Consider the following 18,762-nt stretch of genomic DNA (forward strand, 5'->3'; position numbering starts at 1 on the left):
GGTTGCAAGACAAGCTTTATTTGTTTCCTGAGCATTGAATGAAATCTCATGGAATTAAAGTGACTATAAAATTATTTATAGCTGCTTTGTCTCTGTATGACTGAAATATATCTGGCTGTGCCAGTTAAAAAGTCAATGTGTGTAAATGGAGATGGAATGAATAATAAATTAAGCGTTCTAGACATTATTGAGAGCCAGTCAGTCTCGCTGCTTTCGGTAAACCTGAAGGAGACACGCGCCGCATTACTTACAGGTAAAACACTGACTGCTGACAGTGCGGGACGTCGAAATTTATCTGATGCTTTGCGTTATGCCGCAAAGCAGGGGAACGGCATTCGTTTTATCGGCGATGCGGGAGAAAACCTGACGCTTTCTTATCGACAACTGGAGCAACAGGCCGAACAGGCCGCACTTGCGCTCCTGGCCGGGCAGGAAAAGGCGCCACAGGCGGTGGTACTCCAGACCCGGAATTTACGGGATACGGTGGTGGCTGCATGGGCCGGTTGGCTGGCCGGTATACCTGTTGTGCCGCTGGCGGCAGTCTCACTTACTCATTCGGATGATGTGAAGAGCCATAAACTGGCGGCAGTACTGAACACGCTGAGCGATGTGGCCATTATTTGTGATGATAACGAACAGCAGGGGGTACAGCAGTTCGCTCAACATGCAGGAACAGCGCAGGTCGTCGTGAAATCACTTGCAACACTGCGGGAAACCGCCAGTGAGAAGGTTTTGCCTGAGGTAGATCCTGAGCAGCCTGCGCTTTATCTTCTGACCTCCGGCAGCACATCTGCACCTAAGCTGGTGGTGCAGAGCCACGGTAACATTCTGAACCGTTCTCGCGCCAGCCAGATAGTTAATACCTTCACCACAGAGGATGTCTCCCTCAACTGGTTGCCTCTGGATCATGTGGGGGGGATAGTGATGTTTCATCTCCAGGATGTGGTCACGGGTTGTGAGCAAATTCAGGCATCGACGGATTACGTCCTGCAGGATCCTCTGCGCTGGCTTGATCTCTGTTCAGAGCATGATGTTACCTTAACCTGGGCACCTAATTTCGCTTTCGAGCTGATTAACAGCAAAGCGAAGTATATGGTTAATCGTGGCTGGAATCTGAGTAAACTTCGTTTCATCCTTAATGGTGGCGAATCCATTGTGGCTCGCCAGGGTCATCAATTTATTCGTAACCTTTCAGCGTTTGGTTTGCCCGCAAACGCAATGACCCCCTCATGGGGAATGTCAGAAACCTGCTCAGGTGTAACTTTTTCATTCAGCTTTCTTACATGCCCTACTGATTCGCCATTTGTTCCGGTAGGCGAACCGGTACCTGGCATCTCTCTGCGCATTGTTGATGAACTGGGAGCGGTAAAAAAATATGGTCAGGAAGGGCATCTGCAAATCTCAGGTTGCTCGGTTTTCACGGGTTATCTCGGTGCGGCAAGCAAGACTTCGCCTTTCAGTTCAGATGGCTGGTTTAACACCGGTGATCTGGCACAAATCACAGAACAGGGCGTCAGTATTGTGGGAAGGGATAAAGATATGATCATCGTAAACGGAGGAAATATCGCATTTCATGAAATTGAAGCCTGCATTAACTCACTTCCTGGCGTCGATCCGACGAACAGTTGCGTTTTTACCCAGCGTGGCGAACAAGAGTTGCTGTGTATTGCTCTCACAACTTCTCAGGAAGAGGACAGCCTCAACACGCTTCTGAAGCTGGTTCGTGCCAGCGTACGCGAGAAGTTTTCTGTTTCCGTGGACCGTATATGGCGGCTCACGCCTGAGCAGATTAGCAAGACATCCATCGGTAAAATTCAGCGTAAAAAGGTGCAGCAGACGATCGCTGACGCAAGCATCAAGCCGTTATGGGAGAGTACCCCGTTGGCAGAGAACCGCTTAGTTAACCAAATCTTCCGGCGTCTATGGCAGCCTCTGGCAATCAGCGAGACCAGCTTGCCTGTACAGCGCATTCTGATGTTTTGTGCTGAGACATGTAACCTGGCAGACGTGGAAAAGGCCTTCGCAGGTACAGATGTTGCAGTGCAACAGTTACGGATTCAGGATAGCAGCAGCCAGTTTGAATGGACGGAAGCGATACAGGCTCAGCTAAACAGTCAGCAGCCCGTCAGCCACATTATTTATATTGCAGACAGTGACAGAGAATTAACTATCGCGGAACAGGCCACTTCTCTGCTGGCCCCTTTGCTTGCACTATTACAGACGTGGGAAAAAGCACGCTGGTCATTGCCGCTCACTGTCGTCACCCTTCACGGTCAATATGTCACTCATACGGACCAGCCAGTTAACCCAGTAAATAGCCTGGTGACTAGTCTTGTACGTTCAGCTCGTGAAGAGATCCCTCGCCTCAGTTGCCGGGTTGTTGACATGACAGATATCAGCCAGATGACAGTCGAAGACTTGCTGACAGAAATACGCTCTTCCGCGCAGGACAGCGAAATTGCATGGCGTGATGGTTTACGTTATGTGAGCCGGCTGGCGAGGCTGAAGATAAGCGGTAACGGTGCGGACAGCAGCATTAACCCGAAATATGTCCTTATTGGCGGATTGGGCGGAGCGGGTAGTATTCTTGCCGAACGGCTGGCGCAGAATGCCGACGCACATATCTGGCTGATTGGCAGAACTCCTGTAGAGAATATGAACGCTGAAAGCTTGATGCGCTTAGCGCGCTTGAAAAAAGTGTCGACCCATGTTCACTATCGGGTAGCCGATGTTGCCGATTATCCCAACATCGCGGAAATAATTGCGCAAATTCAGGCAGCAGAAGGGGGAAATATCGGGCGCATCTATCAGCTAGCGGGGAGTTTCAGGCAGTGGCAGATAAAGGAAATCAATCCTGCTGAAGATTTTGCACTGCTGGACAGTAAAGTTCAGGGCAGCAGTAACCTTTACACCATTGCAAAAGAGTTTTCTGTGCCATCGCTGGTGTTCTGTTCCTCAGCGAATGGTTATCTTTCCGGTGCTGGCGTGGCGCTCTATGCGGTTGCCAACCGTTATCAGGAAGCGCTTGCAGAATTGGCTCAACAGGAAGCGCAACTGCACGTTACCAGCGCAGGATGGTCGATGCTTGAAGACACGGGACTGAGCCAGGGTTATGTACACAAAGCGTTAACGGAAGCAAAAGGTTATATTGTGGCAGATCCGCATCAGGCCATCGCATTGTTGGATCCTGTCATCGCTTCTGGAGAGCATGCTTGCGTGGTTGGCCTCAACCCAGATGCACCAGCAATGGCGGGGGAATTCTGGTTTAAACCGATGGCAGATGTTGCTGCAGATAGTGCAGAATCATGTGCTAATCAGGCTGAAGAAACCGCTGGTGATAATTCCGCAGATGCGGTTGCGGAAAAAATCGCAACGATATGGCAGGAGTTACTGGATCTGGATGAACTGGGCTGGGACGAAAATCTGTTCGACCTTGGCGCTAACTCTCTTTTGCTGCCACAAGTGATACTGCGTATCGAGCGTGAATTGGGCTTCAGGCCAGCACTGGTCGATCTGTTCCAGTACCCCGACGTTGCATCTCTGGCGGAGTTTGTCAGTGATAACCTGCTGCAGCTCCCTATGGAGAGGCTGGCTGCCGTGGCGGAAGCTCAGCTTATGACTTTCTGGAAGGAAACTCTCGATATTGATGATTTATCTCCGGATGAAAATGTCTTCGATCTAGGTGCTAATTCTCTGCTTTTACCTCAGTTACAGCGCTTTATCGAAACTCATTTGCAGCAGAAAGTATCGCTGGTTCACCTTTTCCAGTACCCCACTGTGGCCACTCTGGCTGACTTTCTTAACGGGCAACAGAGCTGATGGGCAACCGCTGGTTAATCTCGCCAGATAAACAGGTAGACCGCTGCAAAGCGGCGGTCATTCTGTTTCATCACGCCGGAGGCGCGGCTTCCGCCTATGCAGGATTCCGTCACCTTCTGCCGCCAGACATTCGTTTGTGGCTGGTTCAGTTACCCGGCAGAGAGTCTCATCGGCAGGGAAACTTATGCTGTGATGGCAACGAAGCCGCCCGACAGATTCTGGTGGCTATTGAACATGAGGCTGATGCGAGATTGCCACTCGTATTTTATGGACACAGCATGGGGGCAGCGCTGGCAATGCAAACTGCGGCACTGGCTCAGCATACGCTGAATATCACCCGGGTCTGTTTGTCTTCCCGACGACCGCCTCATTTGACGGCATTTGAGCAGGATTTGCTTCTGGCGACCGATCAACAGGTTTTGGAGGCGGTGATGCAGTACGGCGCGGTACCCGAAATGATTCTCTCGGATTTGGAAATGCGGCAGTCACTGATTGATAAAGTGAGAAATGATTATGGTGTAGCCAGAAGCCTGCATTGCACACGGCCAGAACTGTTGCTGAGAGAGGTCGCGTTGTCAGTCTGGGGGGGGAATAACGATCCCGGCGTTTCGTTGCTTCATTTATGTCAATGGTCAGGATATAGCCGTGGTGCTTTTGATTGCGTACTGTTTCCCGGCGACCACTTTTTTCTGTTTGATGCGCAGAATAAATCGTTGATTGCGCGAAAACTAGTGCAAGATTTTATTTAAGGATTGAATTTATGTCAGTGACTTCTGTGAGTTTCAGTCGTCTTATATTGCCTATCTTTTTTCAGATGGCGTTATTACTTGCTATATTTCTTACGGATACTTTTTTTCTGAGTTCAGTATCGGATATGGCCGTTGCAGGTGTGGGGAGTGCTATTCCTGTATTATTAACAGCCATTGCGCTGATGCACGCTTTTTCCGATCCGGGTATCAGTATTCTTGGACAACAACTGGGGCAGGGCAATCGTTCCAGGCTCTCGTCAACATTCTTTGTCATGCTGGTGGTTTGTTCTTTACTTGCAATTATTCTGACTGCAACCACGTTATTGATTGCTTATCCTTTTGGTGAGTGGATTGGGCTGGATAAGGATGCCTCAGTCGCCAGCCGAGACTATCTGATATATATTTCACCAATATTTATTCTTGATATTCTTTTTATCAATTTTAACTCCATGATTTTTGCTCACGGTCAAACTCGCTGGGCAATGTACGCGGCAATTTCATCTGCGGTCACTAATCTGGCTCTAAATATTATCCTTTATCTCAATGTGTTTCCGGGTTGGCAGCTTGGTGTTAAAGAAGTCGCTATGGCCACTTTGTTCGCGCAAATTCCACCTATTCTGATAATGGGTTATGCTATTTTTTATGTGATTGGCTTTCGTTTTAAATTTTCGTGTATACATCCTGCAGATTTTGGCTGGGCGCGTAAACGTATTTTAAGTATCAGTATTCCTGCTACCATTGAACCCATTTCATATAATATCAGCCAACTGGTTGTTTATTCGATGCTTGCTGGTATCAGCGTAACTTCCGTTGCCGCATATTCCTATGGCAAGAACATATTTTTGCTGTTCTCCTGGGCCGCGGCGCTGGCTGTGGGCATCGGGACACAAATTGTAGTCTCTCATTTTCAAGGTGAAAAACAGTATTGCAAGGCCGATAACAGAATGACTCGTAGTCTTTGTAAATTTTTGCCAGCTGTTTTTGTTGCCGGGATTTTCATCAATTTTTTTGCTGACTCTATTCTTTCTGTATTTACCCAGGATCAGGCATTGATTGCTCTGACGCAAAAGTTCCTGATGTTTATGCTTGTTATTGAAACATTTAAAGCCGGTAATTTTGTTCTCTTCCCGACGCTGCGAGGTTCCGGAGATATTCGTATGCCTGTTGTTATAAGCCTGATTTCACACTGGATATTTTGTATTGCTCTGGGGTATTACCTGGCCTTTTACTGCAACTGGGGCATCTACGGATTAATGACTGGTGTAGCCGCCGACGAATTATTACGTTTAGCAGCCAGTGTATGGCGCTGGTATAGACGTTATTGGGTGACTAATTACGAGGCCAGTACAGAAAACGTAGTGCCGCAGCAATCCTGATTTTTCTTTACCAGAGCAGAACGCCGGGAAAAAAACGGCGAGATGCTTACAGATGTATTGATTATGGAAGATAAAATGAGCGATATTCATTATAAGCCAACAGACATTGCTGTTATCGGGATGGCTGCTCGTTTCCCGGATGCCAGTAATATTGAGCAGTACTGGCATAATATACTTGAAGGTAAGTGCAGTGCGCGCCGCTATTCTTCATCAGCATTGCGTCGTGCGGGGGTCAAAGAAGAAGAGCTGGCGGCAGGTGACTATATTGGCGTAACGGCTCAAATTAATGATGTGGAGTATTTTGATCCGGCATTTTTTGGATTTAACCAGCGTGACGCTGAAATACTGGACCCACAGTTTCGCCACTTCTTTGAAGTGGCTTGGCTGGCTCTCGAAGACGCGGGTTTAGCTCATGGTCGTGAAAATCATATTGGCGTATTTACCACGAGTGGTATGAGCCTGTATTCAGGCAAAAATATGAATAACTATTTTCGGGTCAATGTTGAACCTGACAAAAAAATCATGGCCAATCTTAATCCCGTTCAGGCAAAGATCTTAACGGAGCGGGAATACTTACCTACTCAGCTAAGTTATAAGCTTAATCTTACCGGTCCGGCTTATGCAATCAATACCGCCTGCTCCTCTTCACTGGTAGTTATTCATCAGGCTATTCTGAGTTTACTAAATGGCGAATGTGATGCCGCTCTGGTAGGGGCGAGTGCCATCCATGCACCACATATTGCAGGCTATTCTTACAGCGAAGGTAGTATTTTTTCTGCTGATGGCGTTTGCCGTCCCTTCGATGCTCAGGCAAACGGCATTATCGGCGGTAATGGCACGGGAGTCGTTGTTCTAAAGAAGCTGGCGCATGCGCAGCGTGATGGCGATCGCATTTATGCCGTTATCAAAGGCAGTGCTATTAATAATGACGGAGCGCAGAAAGTAAGCTATACCGCACCCGGCGTTGACGGGCAAAAGCGTAACCTCCACACCGTTGTCCAGTGTGCTGGTATCAATATTAACCATATCGGTCTTATTGAAGCACATGGTACGGGAACGTTACTTGGCGATCCGGTTGAGATGGGGGCGCTAGCTCAAGCCTTCAGTGAACTAGGTTCGCGCAACGAACAGAAAGTAGTGATAGGCTCTGTTAAATCAAATATCGGTCATCTGGATACAGCAGCAGGCATTGCTGCGTTTATCAAAGCGGTATGCGCGGTTCATTACGGTATAAAGCCAGGTACTGCTAATTTTAACGCTCTTAATCCCGCTCTGGCGTCTGCTGACAATAGCCTGTTTACGGTGAACAGCGTTGCCACTCCCTGGACTGAAGCGATTGAAAACAGACATGCTCTGATCTGCGCTTTAGGCGCGGGCGGCACGAATGGGCACATTATACTGTCAGGCTATAGCGCTGATCCTGTGCCGCAACATGCAGCTTACGCCGAGGAAGATGGCAGACATGCCGTGTTGTGTATCAGCGGCAAATCGAAGACTGCGCTTAACGCCAATATGCAGGCACTGGCAGATTATTTGCAAAGTAGTGAGTATATGCTGGAAGATATCTGTGCCAGCCAGGCTAGAACACGCGCTTTTCATGACCACCGGTGTGTTGTCTTTGGTGCTTCCAGAGACGAGATGATTGCTCGTCTTACAAATTCGGATGTAGAACATGTGTTTAGCGGCGAGAAAAAACGACGAGTGATTATTAAAAAGCACGCCTCGTCTCTCCTTGATATAAAAGGAAGGGTCAGAAAAGCCGGACAGGAAGAAAAGCTTGCTCATGCGCTAATCGCTGGAGAGATTGATCCCTATGACCTCTTTTCACAGGTTCAGGCCCGGCGTATTTCTCTGCCTGGATATCGGTTTGATCGCGTACGTTGCTGGGTTGATGTTGCCCAACAGGAAAAGTCTATGCTGCCAGTTTATCAGTATCATTGGCAGCGTCTGGACAGCTACAGGCCACAAAATGAAACTCACAGCTTATCAATCTCCATTGAGAATACGCTGTCTCTGGGATGTCTAGCAGAGCGGTCGGATGATATAGTGCAGCGCACCGCTTATGGACAAACGCGCGACTACTTACTACTGCAGGACGACGGAGTGGATCGTAATCATATTGTCGACCATCTGACCTCCCTAGGGCGTTTCCTTCATCAACTCGATGAAGCTCTGGAGCGTCCGCTTAAGTTAGTTTTTCTCTCGCACCAGTCAGCATGGCTTGAAGGCGAGCCTGCGGCTGCGACAGCGAGCGTTAGCGCTATGATCTGGGCTGCCTTAAAAGCAGCGTCGCATGAACTGCTTAACATTCAGCTACACTGGCTGGATATATCAATCGACACCACCGAGCTTCAGCTTCAGCACGCCGTATCTTATCTCCTGTCAGTCGATAACAAGGGGATGGAGCTGGTACAACGCGGCGATCAACTCTGGTATACAGCACTTTCCCCGCTGGTGCAAAGAGGCATCCGCCCTCAGAACATGCTGGCAGAAAATGATGCGGTGGTGCTGGTGGGCGGAAACGGCGCGTTGGGCCGGCAGTTGCAGGCTTATTATCTCAGTCTTGGCATAAAGCACTTGTTTATCATTGCCCGTCGGTCGCCCGAAAAACCTGTGCGTGACGAAATTGATTCGCTGGCTCGGCAGGGTATTCATCTTTACTGGATAGAGGGTGATGCTGGTCAGGCACCGACCTGGCGGGAACTTGTCAGTCAGGTGGTGGGACACAAATTAAAGATAAAAGTTCTCTATCATCTTGCAGGCGTGCTCAGTGATGCGCCAGTGGCCAGCTTAACTGCAGAAACTATTGCAAAGGTACTAGCACCTAAACTGGATACTTGTGACCGTTTAGAGGACGTGCTTGAGGAATTAAAGCCGCAGTCAATCGTTCTTTACTCATCGCTTAGTACCGCACTTGGTTCACCCGCACAATATTCTTATGCTGCAGCGAACGCTTATCTTGATGCCTGGGCAAGGGCGATGCAGCTAAAAGGGCTAAATGTGAGAAGTATTCAATGGGGGCCCTGGGCGGGGGAAGGGATGGCACACAACAGCAGTCATCGTGGTGTCAACGATAATGCCAGCCGGATTGAAGCTATTTCTGCTGCTGAGGGGATATATGCGCTGGAGAGTATTCTTTCCGACAGTGCATCGGTATATATAGCTGCGCGCTTGCCAGCAAATGACAGCGAATTCATACAGGGTAAAATGACATGTACTGAGCTGGGACGCTGGATATTTGATCCTTTCCGTACGGATAAGACGGATATTACGTGCGACACTGATGGTAAATTGGGTCAGCCTGGGGTGAACAGTATGATAAAGGAGATTATATGTGAGATGGCTGGAGTTGGGCACGATCAGGTGGATTTCACTGAGATGACTTTTTCTGCTTTGGGGCTAGACTCGCTGGCGATGACGCACCTGAGGAGACGCATCGCTACTGAAGCTGGCGTAGCACTGACGATTGGCGAATTATACAGCTACCCTACGGTATCCTCTTTGATTGACTATTTACATCATAAAGCGGTGCCAGCACAAAAAAAGCCAGACAACAGTCTTCAGCAGCAGTCGTTTTCTGATGAAGCGGACCGCGAGCGTAAGAGGCTGGTTGCCGAGATATGTCAGTTATTAAGCTGAACATGATTATTGAAGAGTAAGAACGCAGCATGAAGCTGCCAGAAAAAAGAGATAAATTTTAATGATACTGGAAACTGAACGATTAATTTTGCGACAGTGGCGGGATAAAGACTATCCTGTTTATACCAGACTGACATCTGATCCAGAAGTCATGCGTTATTTTCCCACACTGTTATCCGCGGAACAGAGTATCGAGCAGGCCGAAAAGCTGAAAAACAAAATCGCCGAACAAGGCTGGGGATTCTGGGCGGTGGAAGTGAAAGAGAGTGGCGAATTCATCGGTTTTATCGGGCTTAGTGCGGTTGATGCAGATAGCGGTATCCCACATGCACCAATGATTGAAGTCGGCTGGCGTCTTCTCGCTACTCACTGGGGAAAGGGATATGCCACAGAAGGGGCGAAGCGAGCGATCCAATATGCTTTTGAAGATCTGGATGCACAGGAAATCTATTCCTTCACCGCTTTGGTTAATGAGCCATCTCAGCGTGTAATGATTAAGTCAGGTATGAAAAATACAGGCGAATATTTCGAACATCCGAAGTTACCGCCTGGTGATAAGCTGGCGCGTCATTGTCTTTATCGAATTAAACATGAGGAATGGTGTAATCGCACTGCGGTTGAATAGTACCATAATAAAATTCATTTTCATTATAGCCATTCAGCGGTGTATCTGTACACTGCTGAAATATTTATTTTTTATATACCCTTCATACTTCAAGTTGCAGGTGTGTTTGCTTTCCTCGCTCACCCCAGTCACTTACTGGAGTAAGCTCTTGGGGATTCGCTGCGTTGCCGCCTTCCTGCAACTCGAATTATTTGGGGTATATAGGGTGTCTAAAATCGAGTATGGCAGTGCATTTTATCAGCGAACTGCTGCGGGGAACGCTCGCTTTTACTTTGTGAATCAAGTATAAACAAAGGAATGCTATGTTATCTTACGAACAAATTATTAATGTTATTATCATGTCGGGAACCTTGCTGTTAATGCCCGGCCCGACTAATACTTTATTGTTATTCTCTGGCGCAACGATAGGGTTTATCAAAACACAGAAGCTGATAGTGGCTGAACTCATTGGTTATTTAGTTGCTATCAGTTTTTGGGGGTGTATGGTATTCACTTTGTCGGCACAAATGCCGGAGTTAATCATAATTATAAAAATTGTAAGTGCTGCTTATATATTATTCTTATCGCAAAAAATATGGAAGTTTCAATTGGTAAATATTGATTCTGCTAGGATAAAATCGTCCAATATTCTCTTTGCAACTTTATTTAATCCCAAAGCGTTTGTGTTAGCAACCTATATATTTCCTCAGGAAGCATTTTGTAGCGCTCATGTTTATCCTTTTGCTATGCTGGTTTTCTTTGCAGCATTGATACCAGTTTCTCTTATCTGGTGCGGGGTTGGTCATTTCGTTTATCAGAGAGAGGGGGGGCTGGGAACAATCAAAGCGGCATTATTTTATCGTTTGGCTTCTGTTATATTATTCTCTTTTTCCATTTCGATATTATACAATGCTTTTTCAAAAAATTAAAAATTTGTCAAGCAATTTGAAAGGATACGATGCTATTTTAGCAAAAGAATGAAAAACTCATAATAGATGAGTGTGTCCATATTAATGAAATGGGCACCTCCCCATGCCGGCTTCAGTGAACCATGCTGTAAGTGTAGTGGTCAAGTAATATTGGCCACGGTTTTACAGTAAAAACGGTATCTGTTCTCTGATTCTTCCGGCGTCAGCCCTCCGTTGTAATGGTGAAGCCTGACGCTATTGTAGTAATTCAATATATAACCGCTGATTTGTCGCCGGGCCTCGTCCTTGCCTGCGTAACCATTCGTTGGCACCCATTCTGTTTTCAGACTGCGGAAGAAGCGTTCCATGGGGCTGTTATCCCAGCAGTTTCCCCGTCGACTGACGCTTTGCTTTATTCTGTAACGCCAGAGAATTTGTTGATATTTCAAGCCTGTATACTGGCTTCCTTGGACGCCCTTCTAAGAGTCAAGCCGTTACCGGGATGCTGTCGATCTGCCTGTTTTGATTTCGTAGTAATGTATAAACTTCGCGTGAGATATATCGTTTCAGGCACCGTATTGCTTCCATTTTTGTATGCCCTTCGGCTACTCGCCGGGCGACATATTCCTTAGTTTTTGCGTCAGTTCGTAATCGACCAATGGCGATGATATGGAGTGCACTATTTGCAGCACGATCTCCGCCCCGGTTAAGTCGGTAACGGTTCGTTTTTCCCGAAGAGACAGGTACAGGGCTGACACCACACAGTGCTGCGAATCCTGATTCAGAACTGAGTCGTTGCGGATTGTCTCCGGCAGTGATCAGTAACTGCGAAGCACTTTCGTATCCAATAGCATTACGTTTAATCAGCTCAGGCGCCAGCTCGTCGACAATTGCCGCAATCAGGACATCCAGATCAGCGATTTCGTCATTTAACTCGAGATAGCGTCGGGCCAGGGATTTTAATGCAATGCGATAAACGTTCGTAACATTGCGGTATTCACTGGCATCTGGCCTCCAGGATCCCAGTGTTCTGATAAGCTGCATGCGCGTCATATTTCTGAGCTGTTCACGCAATTCATCTGGCGCAGAGATAATATTGGAATGAATAATCTGGAGAGCGACTCTACGGGCAGATATCGCTGTTTTTCGGCAGGTTTTTAGCACCCGCAGAGACTCAATCATGCCATCACGTCTTTTTGGTGTGACTGTCCGTATTCTCGAGAAGGCGGCATGAGCAGCGCACTCTGCATCAATCGTGTCGCTTTTACCACGCTTATGCCGCTCCATGCGGTCTGGTGTCGTTACCTCAAGCACTTCTACTCCGGCTTTGAGTAAATAACGCAGCAGTCCTGAGCCGTAGGTGCCTGTAGTGGATCAGTAATTCCGGACACCTCAATAGCCTGTTAATGTAACAACAGAAAACTGAGGTAACTAATAATGGTTCAACCAAAACAAACCAAACGCCGTTTTTCTCCCGAATTCAAACTGGAAGCCATTGAGCAGGTTGTCAAATATCAACAGTCTGCTGCGGAGGTTGCCCGCGCGCTGGAGCTGGACCCCGGCCAGTTGCGTAAATGGATTCGTCAGTACAAGGCTGAAATGAGCGGGGTGACACCGGACAACCCGGCCCTGACGCCGGAACAGCGCGAAATTCAGTCGCTCAGGAAGCAGATTAAACGCCTGGAGATGGAAAAAGAGATACTAAAGCAGGCGGCCGTGTTGATGAGCGAAATCCCCGTCAAATCTGTGCGATAATCACACGGCTGAAAGCAAAATGGCCGGTGGCGGAACTTTGCCGTTTACTGAAAATAACACGCCGTGTTTACTATGCCTCGCTAAAGCCGCAGGTGAATATAACCCGGCTTCATCTGAGAAGGCGCATACGGGAACTGCACCGGCAGAGCCGGGGTTCAGCCGGCAGCAGAACGCTGAGCCTGCTGATGCGCCAGTCGGGTTATGAGGTGGGGCGCTGGCTGGCCCGCAGGCTGATGCGGGAGTGCGGACTGGTGAGTTGCCAGCCCGGAAAGCACCGTTATCGTGGAATGAAGGAGGCCTCACCGGCCTCCCCCAATCTGCTGAAAAGGCGCTTTATGCCATCAGAGCCGAATCGGGTGTGGAGCGGCGATATCAGCTATAGTGTGCCCGGAGTTCAGGGCCGGCATGGATGCTCAAATGAACCACGAGTCTGTCTGGAATATTGAAGCGGTAACTCATGACGAGAAGCCCAACAAGCCCACCGGGTGTGACGGTGGAGAACCTGAGCGGCAGTGACCTGCGGCATGCCTGCAGGGTGATGTAACCCGCTGACAACGGGGATTGAGGCGAGATCACTAAGCCGAGATGATCCTCAAGGTTGAGTACTGAAAGGTTGAAGAACATGAACCCGTTAATCCGCCTCTGTGGGTTGAAACGTCACCATGACCTACGTGATCTGACAGGTCATGCAGGGGGAACCGGCAACGATAAATAGCTGTTACCGGACAAAGATAATCAGACATGTAAGCTGAATATCGGGTCAGCAGTTTTTTTTTCACAGTCCGAACTGCTGCTCCCTGCCAACTTGCGGCAAGCAAGGATAAAGAGTGCGACGGGCAGCCTCCTCAGTATGTCTGAGTCCAGGCAGGTGAACCGGGGAAGGTCAGTGATGGGTGTTAAGGGGGCATGGCCCCGAGGACGCACTGACTGGCGGAGCTTCCGTAGTAGTCCGCGATGGGGAAAGCCCATTACATGGCGAAGGGAAGCAGTTTAAAGGTGTTTGCGACGTGAATTAACTGACCTAATGAGGTGAAGACCTTTGATAATCAGCGAAATGCAACGCAAGCTTGCCACATGGGCAGCAACCGATCCGTCCCGACGGTTTGAACGGCTGCTGCGTCTGATAACACAATCCGCATGGCTGGCCGAAGCTGCGCGGATCACGCTGGCCTCAAAGGGGGCTCATACCCCCGGTATTGATGATGTGAACAAAGCAAAGCTACAGGCCGGGCTGGCTACTGAGCTGTGCAAGCTCAGGGAAGAACTTCTGTTGGGGCAGTACCAGCCTCTGCCAGCCAGACGGGTTTACATCCCCAAAAGCAATGGAAAACAGCGGCCGTTGGGCATTCCCGCTCTGCGGGATCGAATCGTTCAGCGGGCTATGTTGATGGCTATGGAGCCTATCTGGGAGAATGACTTTCATACGCTCTCATATGGCTTTCGGCCTGAGCGCAGTGTTCATCATGCGATCCGTACGGTAAAGTTGCAGCTTACCGATTGCGGAGAAACACGGGGGCGCTGGGTGATAGAGGGTGACCTGTCCAGCTACTTTGACACGGTACATCATCGACTGCTGATGAAAGCGGTACGCCGCAGGATCAGGGATCCACGCTTTATGGCTCTGCTGTGGAAAATCATCAAATCGGGACATGTTGATGCCGGACTCTTCCGGGCTGCGAGTGAGGGAGTACCGCAGGGCGGCGTACTGTCGCCACTATTGTCGAACGTCATGCTCAACGAGTTCGATCAATACCTGCATGAACACTACCTGAGCGGAAAAGCTCGGAAGAACCGCTGGTACTGGAATAATAGTATCCAGAGGGGTCGAAGTACGGCGGTTAGAGATAAATGGCAATGGAAACCGGCCGTAGCCTACTGTCGGTATGCGGACGACTTTGTCCTCATCGTCAAAGGCAGTAAAGCACAGGCGGAGGCCATCAGGGAAGAATGCCGGCGCGTACTTGAAGACAGCCTGAAACTGAGGCTGAACATGGACAAGACCAGAATCACCCATGTCAATGACGGATTTGTCTTTCTGGGGCACAGTATCATCCGCAAGCGCAGTCGCTATGGCGATATGCGGGTGGTCACGACAATCCCACGGGATAAATCCAGAAACTTCGCGGCGTCTCTGACTACATTGTTATCAGGCAATTACAGTGAAAACAAAATCGATATGGTTGGTCAACTCAACCGGAAACTGAAAGGCTGGGCGACGTTCTATCAGTTCGTTGATTTTAAGGCCAAAGTATTCAGTTATATTGATCGTGTCGTGTTCTGGAAGCTTGCTCACTGGCTGGCCCGAAAATACCGAACCGGCATCAACCCCCTGCTGCGTCACTGGTGCAAACCGCCAGCCCCCGGTCAGAGTAAGACATGGGTGTTATTTGGCAGAACCAGTCACGGCAATCTTGCGGGTGAGATCCTGTATCGGATGGTCGGGCAAGGTAAGAAGTCGTTCCGCTGGCGTCTGCCCGAGGGTAACCCTTATCTGAGGACGGAAGTCAGAAACACATATACATCACGTTATCCAGAAGTGGCAATGGCATTTGCCAGCGTTTAGACGGAGATCCGGATGCGTTGAAAGGTGCACGTCCGGTTCGGGGAGGAGAGACAGGGAAATAGTTCGACTACGCCCTGTCTCTTACTCTACTAAGGGTGAACGGAGGCTGGGTTTACCTGGCGCTGGTGATTGACCTCTATTCTCGACGGATAGTGGGTAGCGCGATGTCATCCTCTCCGGATGCAGCGCTGGTATGCCGTGCGATGCGTAATGCGCTGGAAACGCGGTCGATAAAGCGTCGTCTGCTGTTTCATTCGGACCAGGGAGGGCAGTACGCAAGCAGGAAATACCGGCGGTTGCTGTGGCGACATGGCGTAATGCAGAGCATGAGCCGCCGGGGAAACTGCCTGGATAACTCGCCGATGGAAAGGGTGTTCCGTAGCCTGAAAAGCGAATGGCTGCCGGCGAGGGGATATGCCGATATCCTTCATGCGGCACGGGATATTAGCGAATGGATACACGGTTATTACAACACGATACGCCCTCATCGCCATAATGGTGGGTTATCACCCTGTAAATATGAAGAGCAGTTGTGGGGGAGTGATCATTTCTGCATAGCTAAGGGGGAGAGTCTGGGATAGCGCGACGCCTTGAATGGCGCGGCTTCCGTGGGATTTCAGAGATTTTGCATAGCTCTGGGTAAAATGAGCAAAAGTCGACTTTTTTGTATTTAAAACTGCACAGTTTCGAGCGCCGATTGATCCTGTTTAATCGGCATTTAAACCACTATTAAATTGTTCTGCCAAACCACACGACGCGGCCAATGATTGCGAAATCCTCTGGCTGATTGTTCATATCCACCGTAAACGGCTCATACGCTGTATTTGTGCTTGATACCTTCAACAGCCCACCAGGAACGCGCTGAACTAACTTAACCAGCAGATGACCATCTACGCGCAGCACGTAAATTCCCTCTTTAGGGTCTGTGTCAGCGCCATTCACGAGGATGTTATCGCCATCATTCAGTGTTCCTTCTAGTGATGAGCCGTCTACAGTGATTACGAATAGATGATGTGGATCTGTGTTGAGAAAGTTTTTTATCCAGTATTTACGGAACGCCATAGAAAACTTTGGTGTTTCTGTTTCATTCAATGCGCCATGACCCGCCGCAGCTCTCACGTCATAACGTGGTATGAAAACAAATTCTCCGATATCGACGTTATTCCCTAGCACGTCAGATGCTGCTTTGTGAGACGTGCCAGACTCGCCTAAAGCATTACCAGTAATCAACCAATGAGCACTTGTTGATAGGCTTTCCGCTAAACGCAATATGTAGCTTGCTGCTGGCTCCCTTAACCCGCCATACCACCATCGAAACGGGCACATATCGGCAGAGTGGCCGTGAAGGAAAGCAACCAGCGGTGGTGCTCTGACGGGTTCGAGTTCCGCTGTGATAACGGCGAAAAACTGCGTGTCACGTTCGCGCTGGACTGCTGCGATCGTGAAGCGCTTCACTGGGCAGCCAGCACGGGTGGCTTCGACAGCGAAACTGTACAGGACGTCATGCTGGGAGCCGTGGAGTGTCGCTTCGGCAGCGGCCTTCCGGCAACACCGGTGGAGTGGCTGACGGATAACGGTTCATGCTACCGGGCGTATGAAACACGCCAGTTCGCCCGGATGGTGGGACTTGAACCGAAAAACACAGCGGTGCGGAGCCCTGAGAGTAACGGAATAGCAGAGAGCTTCGTCAAAACGATGAAGCGTGACTACATCAGTATCATGCCCAAACCCGACGGGTTAACGGCAGTAAAGAACCTTGCAGATGCGTTCGAGCACTATAACGAATGGCATCCGCATAGTGCGCTGGGTTATCGCTCGCCACGGGAATATCTGCGGCGGCGTACGGTAATGGGTTAAGTGATAACAGGTGTCTGGAAATATAGGGTCAAATCCACATAGTTTTTTCTTCCTTTATATAGAACGAATCATTAATGTGTGTTTTTTTGAGCAGATTGGTGTAAGTGGTAGTTTGGAAAGGGGCTACATTTGTTCCATATACTGAGGAAAAGAATATGGCAGATGGAACGGTCTTGTGATGTCATCTGTAGCGACTTAGTGCTTCAATACGTGTGAATTGTCACGTGCCGCCTAAAAATCGCTCGTTTAGCACGATGACGCGAGAATCGTGCTTGCTGACGCCATTCAAAATGGCCTATAATACGGATCACAGCGATGACGAATGGTGATGGATTTTCTTATTTATCACATAGATGGATGATAAGGTAGATTTCCGTCCGTTCCGCCACTTATTGAAGACCCTGAATCAGCAATGATTCAGGGTTTTTTCATTTCTAGCCCTTATAAAAAAGCGGTAGAAAATAGCTTATAGAAAAAATGGCCACCTAGAACGCGGTGGCCGTTTTTTTAGAAATCCCAATCTTCGTCTTCGGTATTGACAGCTTTGCCGATCACATAAGACGAGCCAGAGCCAGAAAAGAAGTCGTGATTCTCATCGGCATTTGGCGATAGCGCTGAGAGAATCGCTGGGTTCACATCCGTCATGTTGGCGGGAAATAACGCTTCATAGCCCAAGTTCATCAGTGCTTTGTTGGCGTTGTAGTGAAGGAATTTCTTCACATCTTCTGTCCAACCCACGCCGTCATAGAGTTCCTGCGTATACAGCACTTCGTTGTCGTACAAATCCTGTAGCAGGTCGTAAGCGAAGTTTTTTACCTGCTGCTGGCGAGCGGGATCGGCCTTTGCAAGTGCTCTCTGGAATTTGTAGCCAATATAGTAGCCGTGTACGGCTTCGTCACGAATGATAAGCCTGATCAAATCCGCCGTGTTGGTTAGTTTGGCGCGGCTTGACCAGTACATCGGCAGGTAGAATCCAGAGTAGAACAGGAACGACTCCAGAAACACGCTGGCGACTTTCTTCATCAATGGATCGTCACTGCGATAGTGCGACAGAATAATGTCGGACTTTTTCTGTAACGCCGGGTTCTCTTCGCTCCAGCGATAGGCATCGTCCACTTCGCTGGTCAGGCACAGCGTTGAGAAAATGGAGCTGTACGAGCGAGCGTGCACGGCTTCCATAAAGCTGATGTTAGACAGCACGGCTTCTTCATGCGGCGTTACTGCATCGGGCATTAACGTTGGTGCGCCCAGCGTATTTTGGATGGTGTCCAGTAGCGTCAGACCGGTGAACACACGAATCGTCAACTGACGTTCGCGGGTATTCAGCGTGCTCCACGACGGAATATCGTTCGAGAGCGGCACCTTTTCTGGTAACCAGAAATTAGACGTTAGCCGATTCCAGACTTCCAAATCCTTGTCGTCTTCAATTTTGTTCCAGTTAATCGCCTGGACGCGAGTGAGTGCGGTCATGTTTCGATTTCCTTCCGCGATG

10 protein-coding genes and 4 pseudogenes are annotated in these 18,762 nt (G+C 49.0%); 10 read left to right on the top strand and 4 right to left on the bottom strand.

Features of this window, described 5'->3' with window-relative positions; genetic code table 11:
* Positions 1–156 precede the first annotated feature (156 nt).
* From KP22_RS15705 to KP22_RS15730, 6 genes are all read left to right on the top strand, one after another.
* A complete protein-coding gene (locus KP22_RS15705) occupies positions 157–3,819 on the top strand; it encodes an AMP-binding protein (protein WP_039307129.1) in 3,663 nt (1,220 codons plus the stop codon).
* On the top strand, positions 3,819–4,568 hold the full coding sequence (locus tag KP22_RS15710; protein WP_039307131.1) for a thioesterase II family protein: 750 nt from the start codon (positions 3,819–3,821) through the stop codon (positions 4,566–4,568). Before KP22_RS15705 ends, KP22_RS15710 begins: the two co-directional genes overlap by 1 nt.
* Positions 4,569–4,579: 11 nt before the next feature.
* Positions 4,580–5,944, top strand: a complete 1,365-nt coding sequence (locus tag KP22_RS15715) for an MATE family efflux transporter (protein WP_039307133.1) — start codon at positions 4,580–4,582, stop codon at positions 5,942–5,944.
* Between the two features lie 42 nt (positions 5,945–5,986).
* Positions 5,987–9,583: an SDR family NAD(P)-dependent oxidoreductase gene (locus KP22_RS21320; protein ID WP_052012544.1), complete on the top strand. Its 3,597-nt coding sequence runs from the start codon at positions 5,987–5,989 to the stop codon at positions 9,581–9,583.
* A 61-nt stretch (positions 9,584–9,644) separates the two neighbouring features.
* Positions 9,645–10,208 (top strand): GNAT family N-acetyltransferase, encoded by a 564-nt coding sequence (locus KP22_RS15725; protein WP_197061585.1) that lies wholly within the window; start codon positions 9,645–9,647, stop codon positions 10,206–10,208.
* 302 nt (positions 10,209–10,510) lie between these two features.
* Positions 10,511–11,116, top strand: coding sequence for a LysE family transporter (locus KP22_RS15730; RefSeq protein ID WP_039307135.1), 606 nt, complete (start codon positions 10,511–10,513; stop codon positions 11,114–11,116).
* A 140-nt stretch (positions 11,117–11,256) separates the two neighbouring features.
* On the opposite strand, the pseudogene KP22_RS21910 reads toward KP22_RS15730, so the two are convergent.
* Both KP22_RS21910 and KP22_RS15735 read right to left on the bottom strand, forming a co-directional pair.
* A pseudogene (locus KP22_RS21910) lies at positions 11,257–11,565 on the bottom strand (integrase core domain-containing protein); the annotation flags it as partial.
* 16 nt (positions 11,566–11,581) lie between these two features.
* Positions 11,582–12,463 (bottom strand): annotated as a pseudogene (locus KP22_RS15735) (IS110 family RNA-guided transposase); the annotation flags it as partial.
* Between the two features lie 69 nt (positions 12,464–12,532).
* Between KP22_RS15735 and KP22_RS22815 the strand changes: the two are divergent.
* The 3 genes and pseudogenes from KP22_RS22815 to KP22_RS21925 form a co-directional block, all read left to right on the top strand.
* A pseudogene (locus KP22_RS22815) lies at positions 12,533–13,230 on the top strand (IS3 family transposase); the annotation flags it as partial.
* Between the two features lie 674 nt (positions 13,231–13,904).
* Positions 13,905–15,413 carry a group II intron reverse transcriptase/maturase gene (ltrA, locus tag KP22_RS15750; protein ID WP_167333806.1) on the top strand — a complete coding sequence of 503 codons (1,509 nt, stop codon included), beginning with the start codon at positions 13,905–13,907 and terminating at the stop codon, positions 15,411–15,413.
* A 74-nt stretch (positions 15,414–15,487) separates the two neighbouring features.
* Positions 15,488–15,994, top strand: a complete 507-nt coding sequence (locus KP22_RS21925) for an IS3 family transposase (protein ID WP_081923421.1) — start codon at positions 15,488–15,490, stop codon at positions 15,992–15,994.
* A 148-nt stretch (positions 15,995–16,142) separates the two neighbouring features.
* Here the strand turns inward: KP22_RS21925 and KP22_RS15755 are convergent, their stop codons facing one another.
* Positions 16,143–16,643 carry a S24 family peptidase gene (locus KP22_RS15755; protein WP_052012545.1) on the bottom strand — a complete coding sequence of 167 codons (501 nt, stop codon included), beginning with the start codon at positions 16,641–16,643 and terminating at the stop codon, positions 16,143–16,145.
* Between the two features lie 66 nt (positions 16,644–16,709).
* Between KP22_RS15755 and KP22_RS15760 the strand changes: the two are divergent.
* A pseudogene (locus KP22_RS15760) lies at positions 16,710–17,296 on the top strand (integrase core domain-containing protein); the annotation flags it as partial.
* Between the two features lie 481 nt (positions 17,297–17,777).
* On the opposite strand, the gene nrdF reads toward KP22_RS15760, so the two are convergent.
* On the bottom strand, positions 17,778–18,740 hold the full coding sequence (gene nrdF / locus KP22_RS15765) for a class 1b ribonucleoside-diphosphate reductase subunit beta (RefSeq protein WP_039307144.1): 963 nt from the start codon (positions 18,738–18,740) through the stop codon (positions 17,778–17,780).
* Positions 18,741–18,762: the final 22 nt, after the last annotated feature.

Origin of the sequence: Pectobacterium betavasculorum, assembly GCF_000749845.1 — a bacterium.
GTDB lineage: Bacteria > Pseudomonadota > Gammaproteobacteria > Enterobacterales > Enterobacteriaceae > Pectobacterium > Pectobacterium betavasculorum.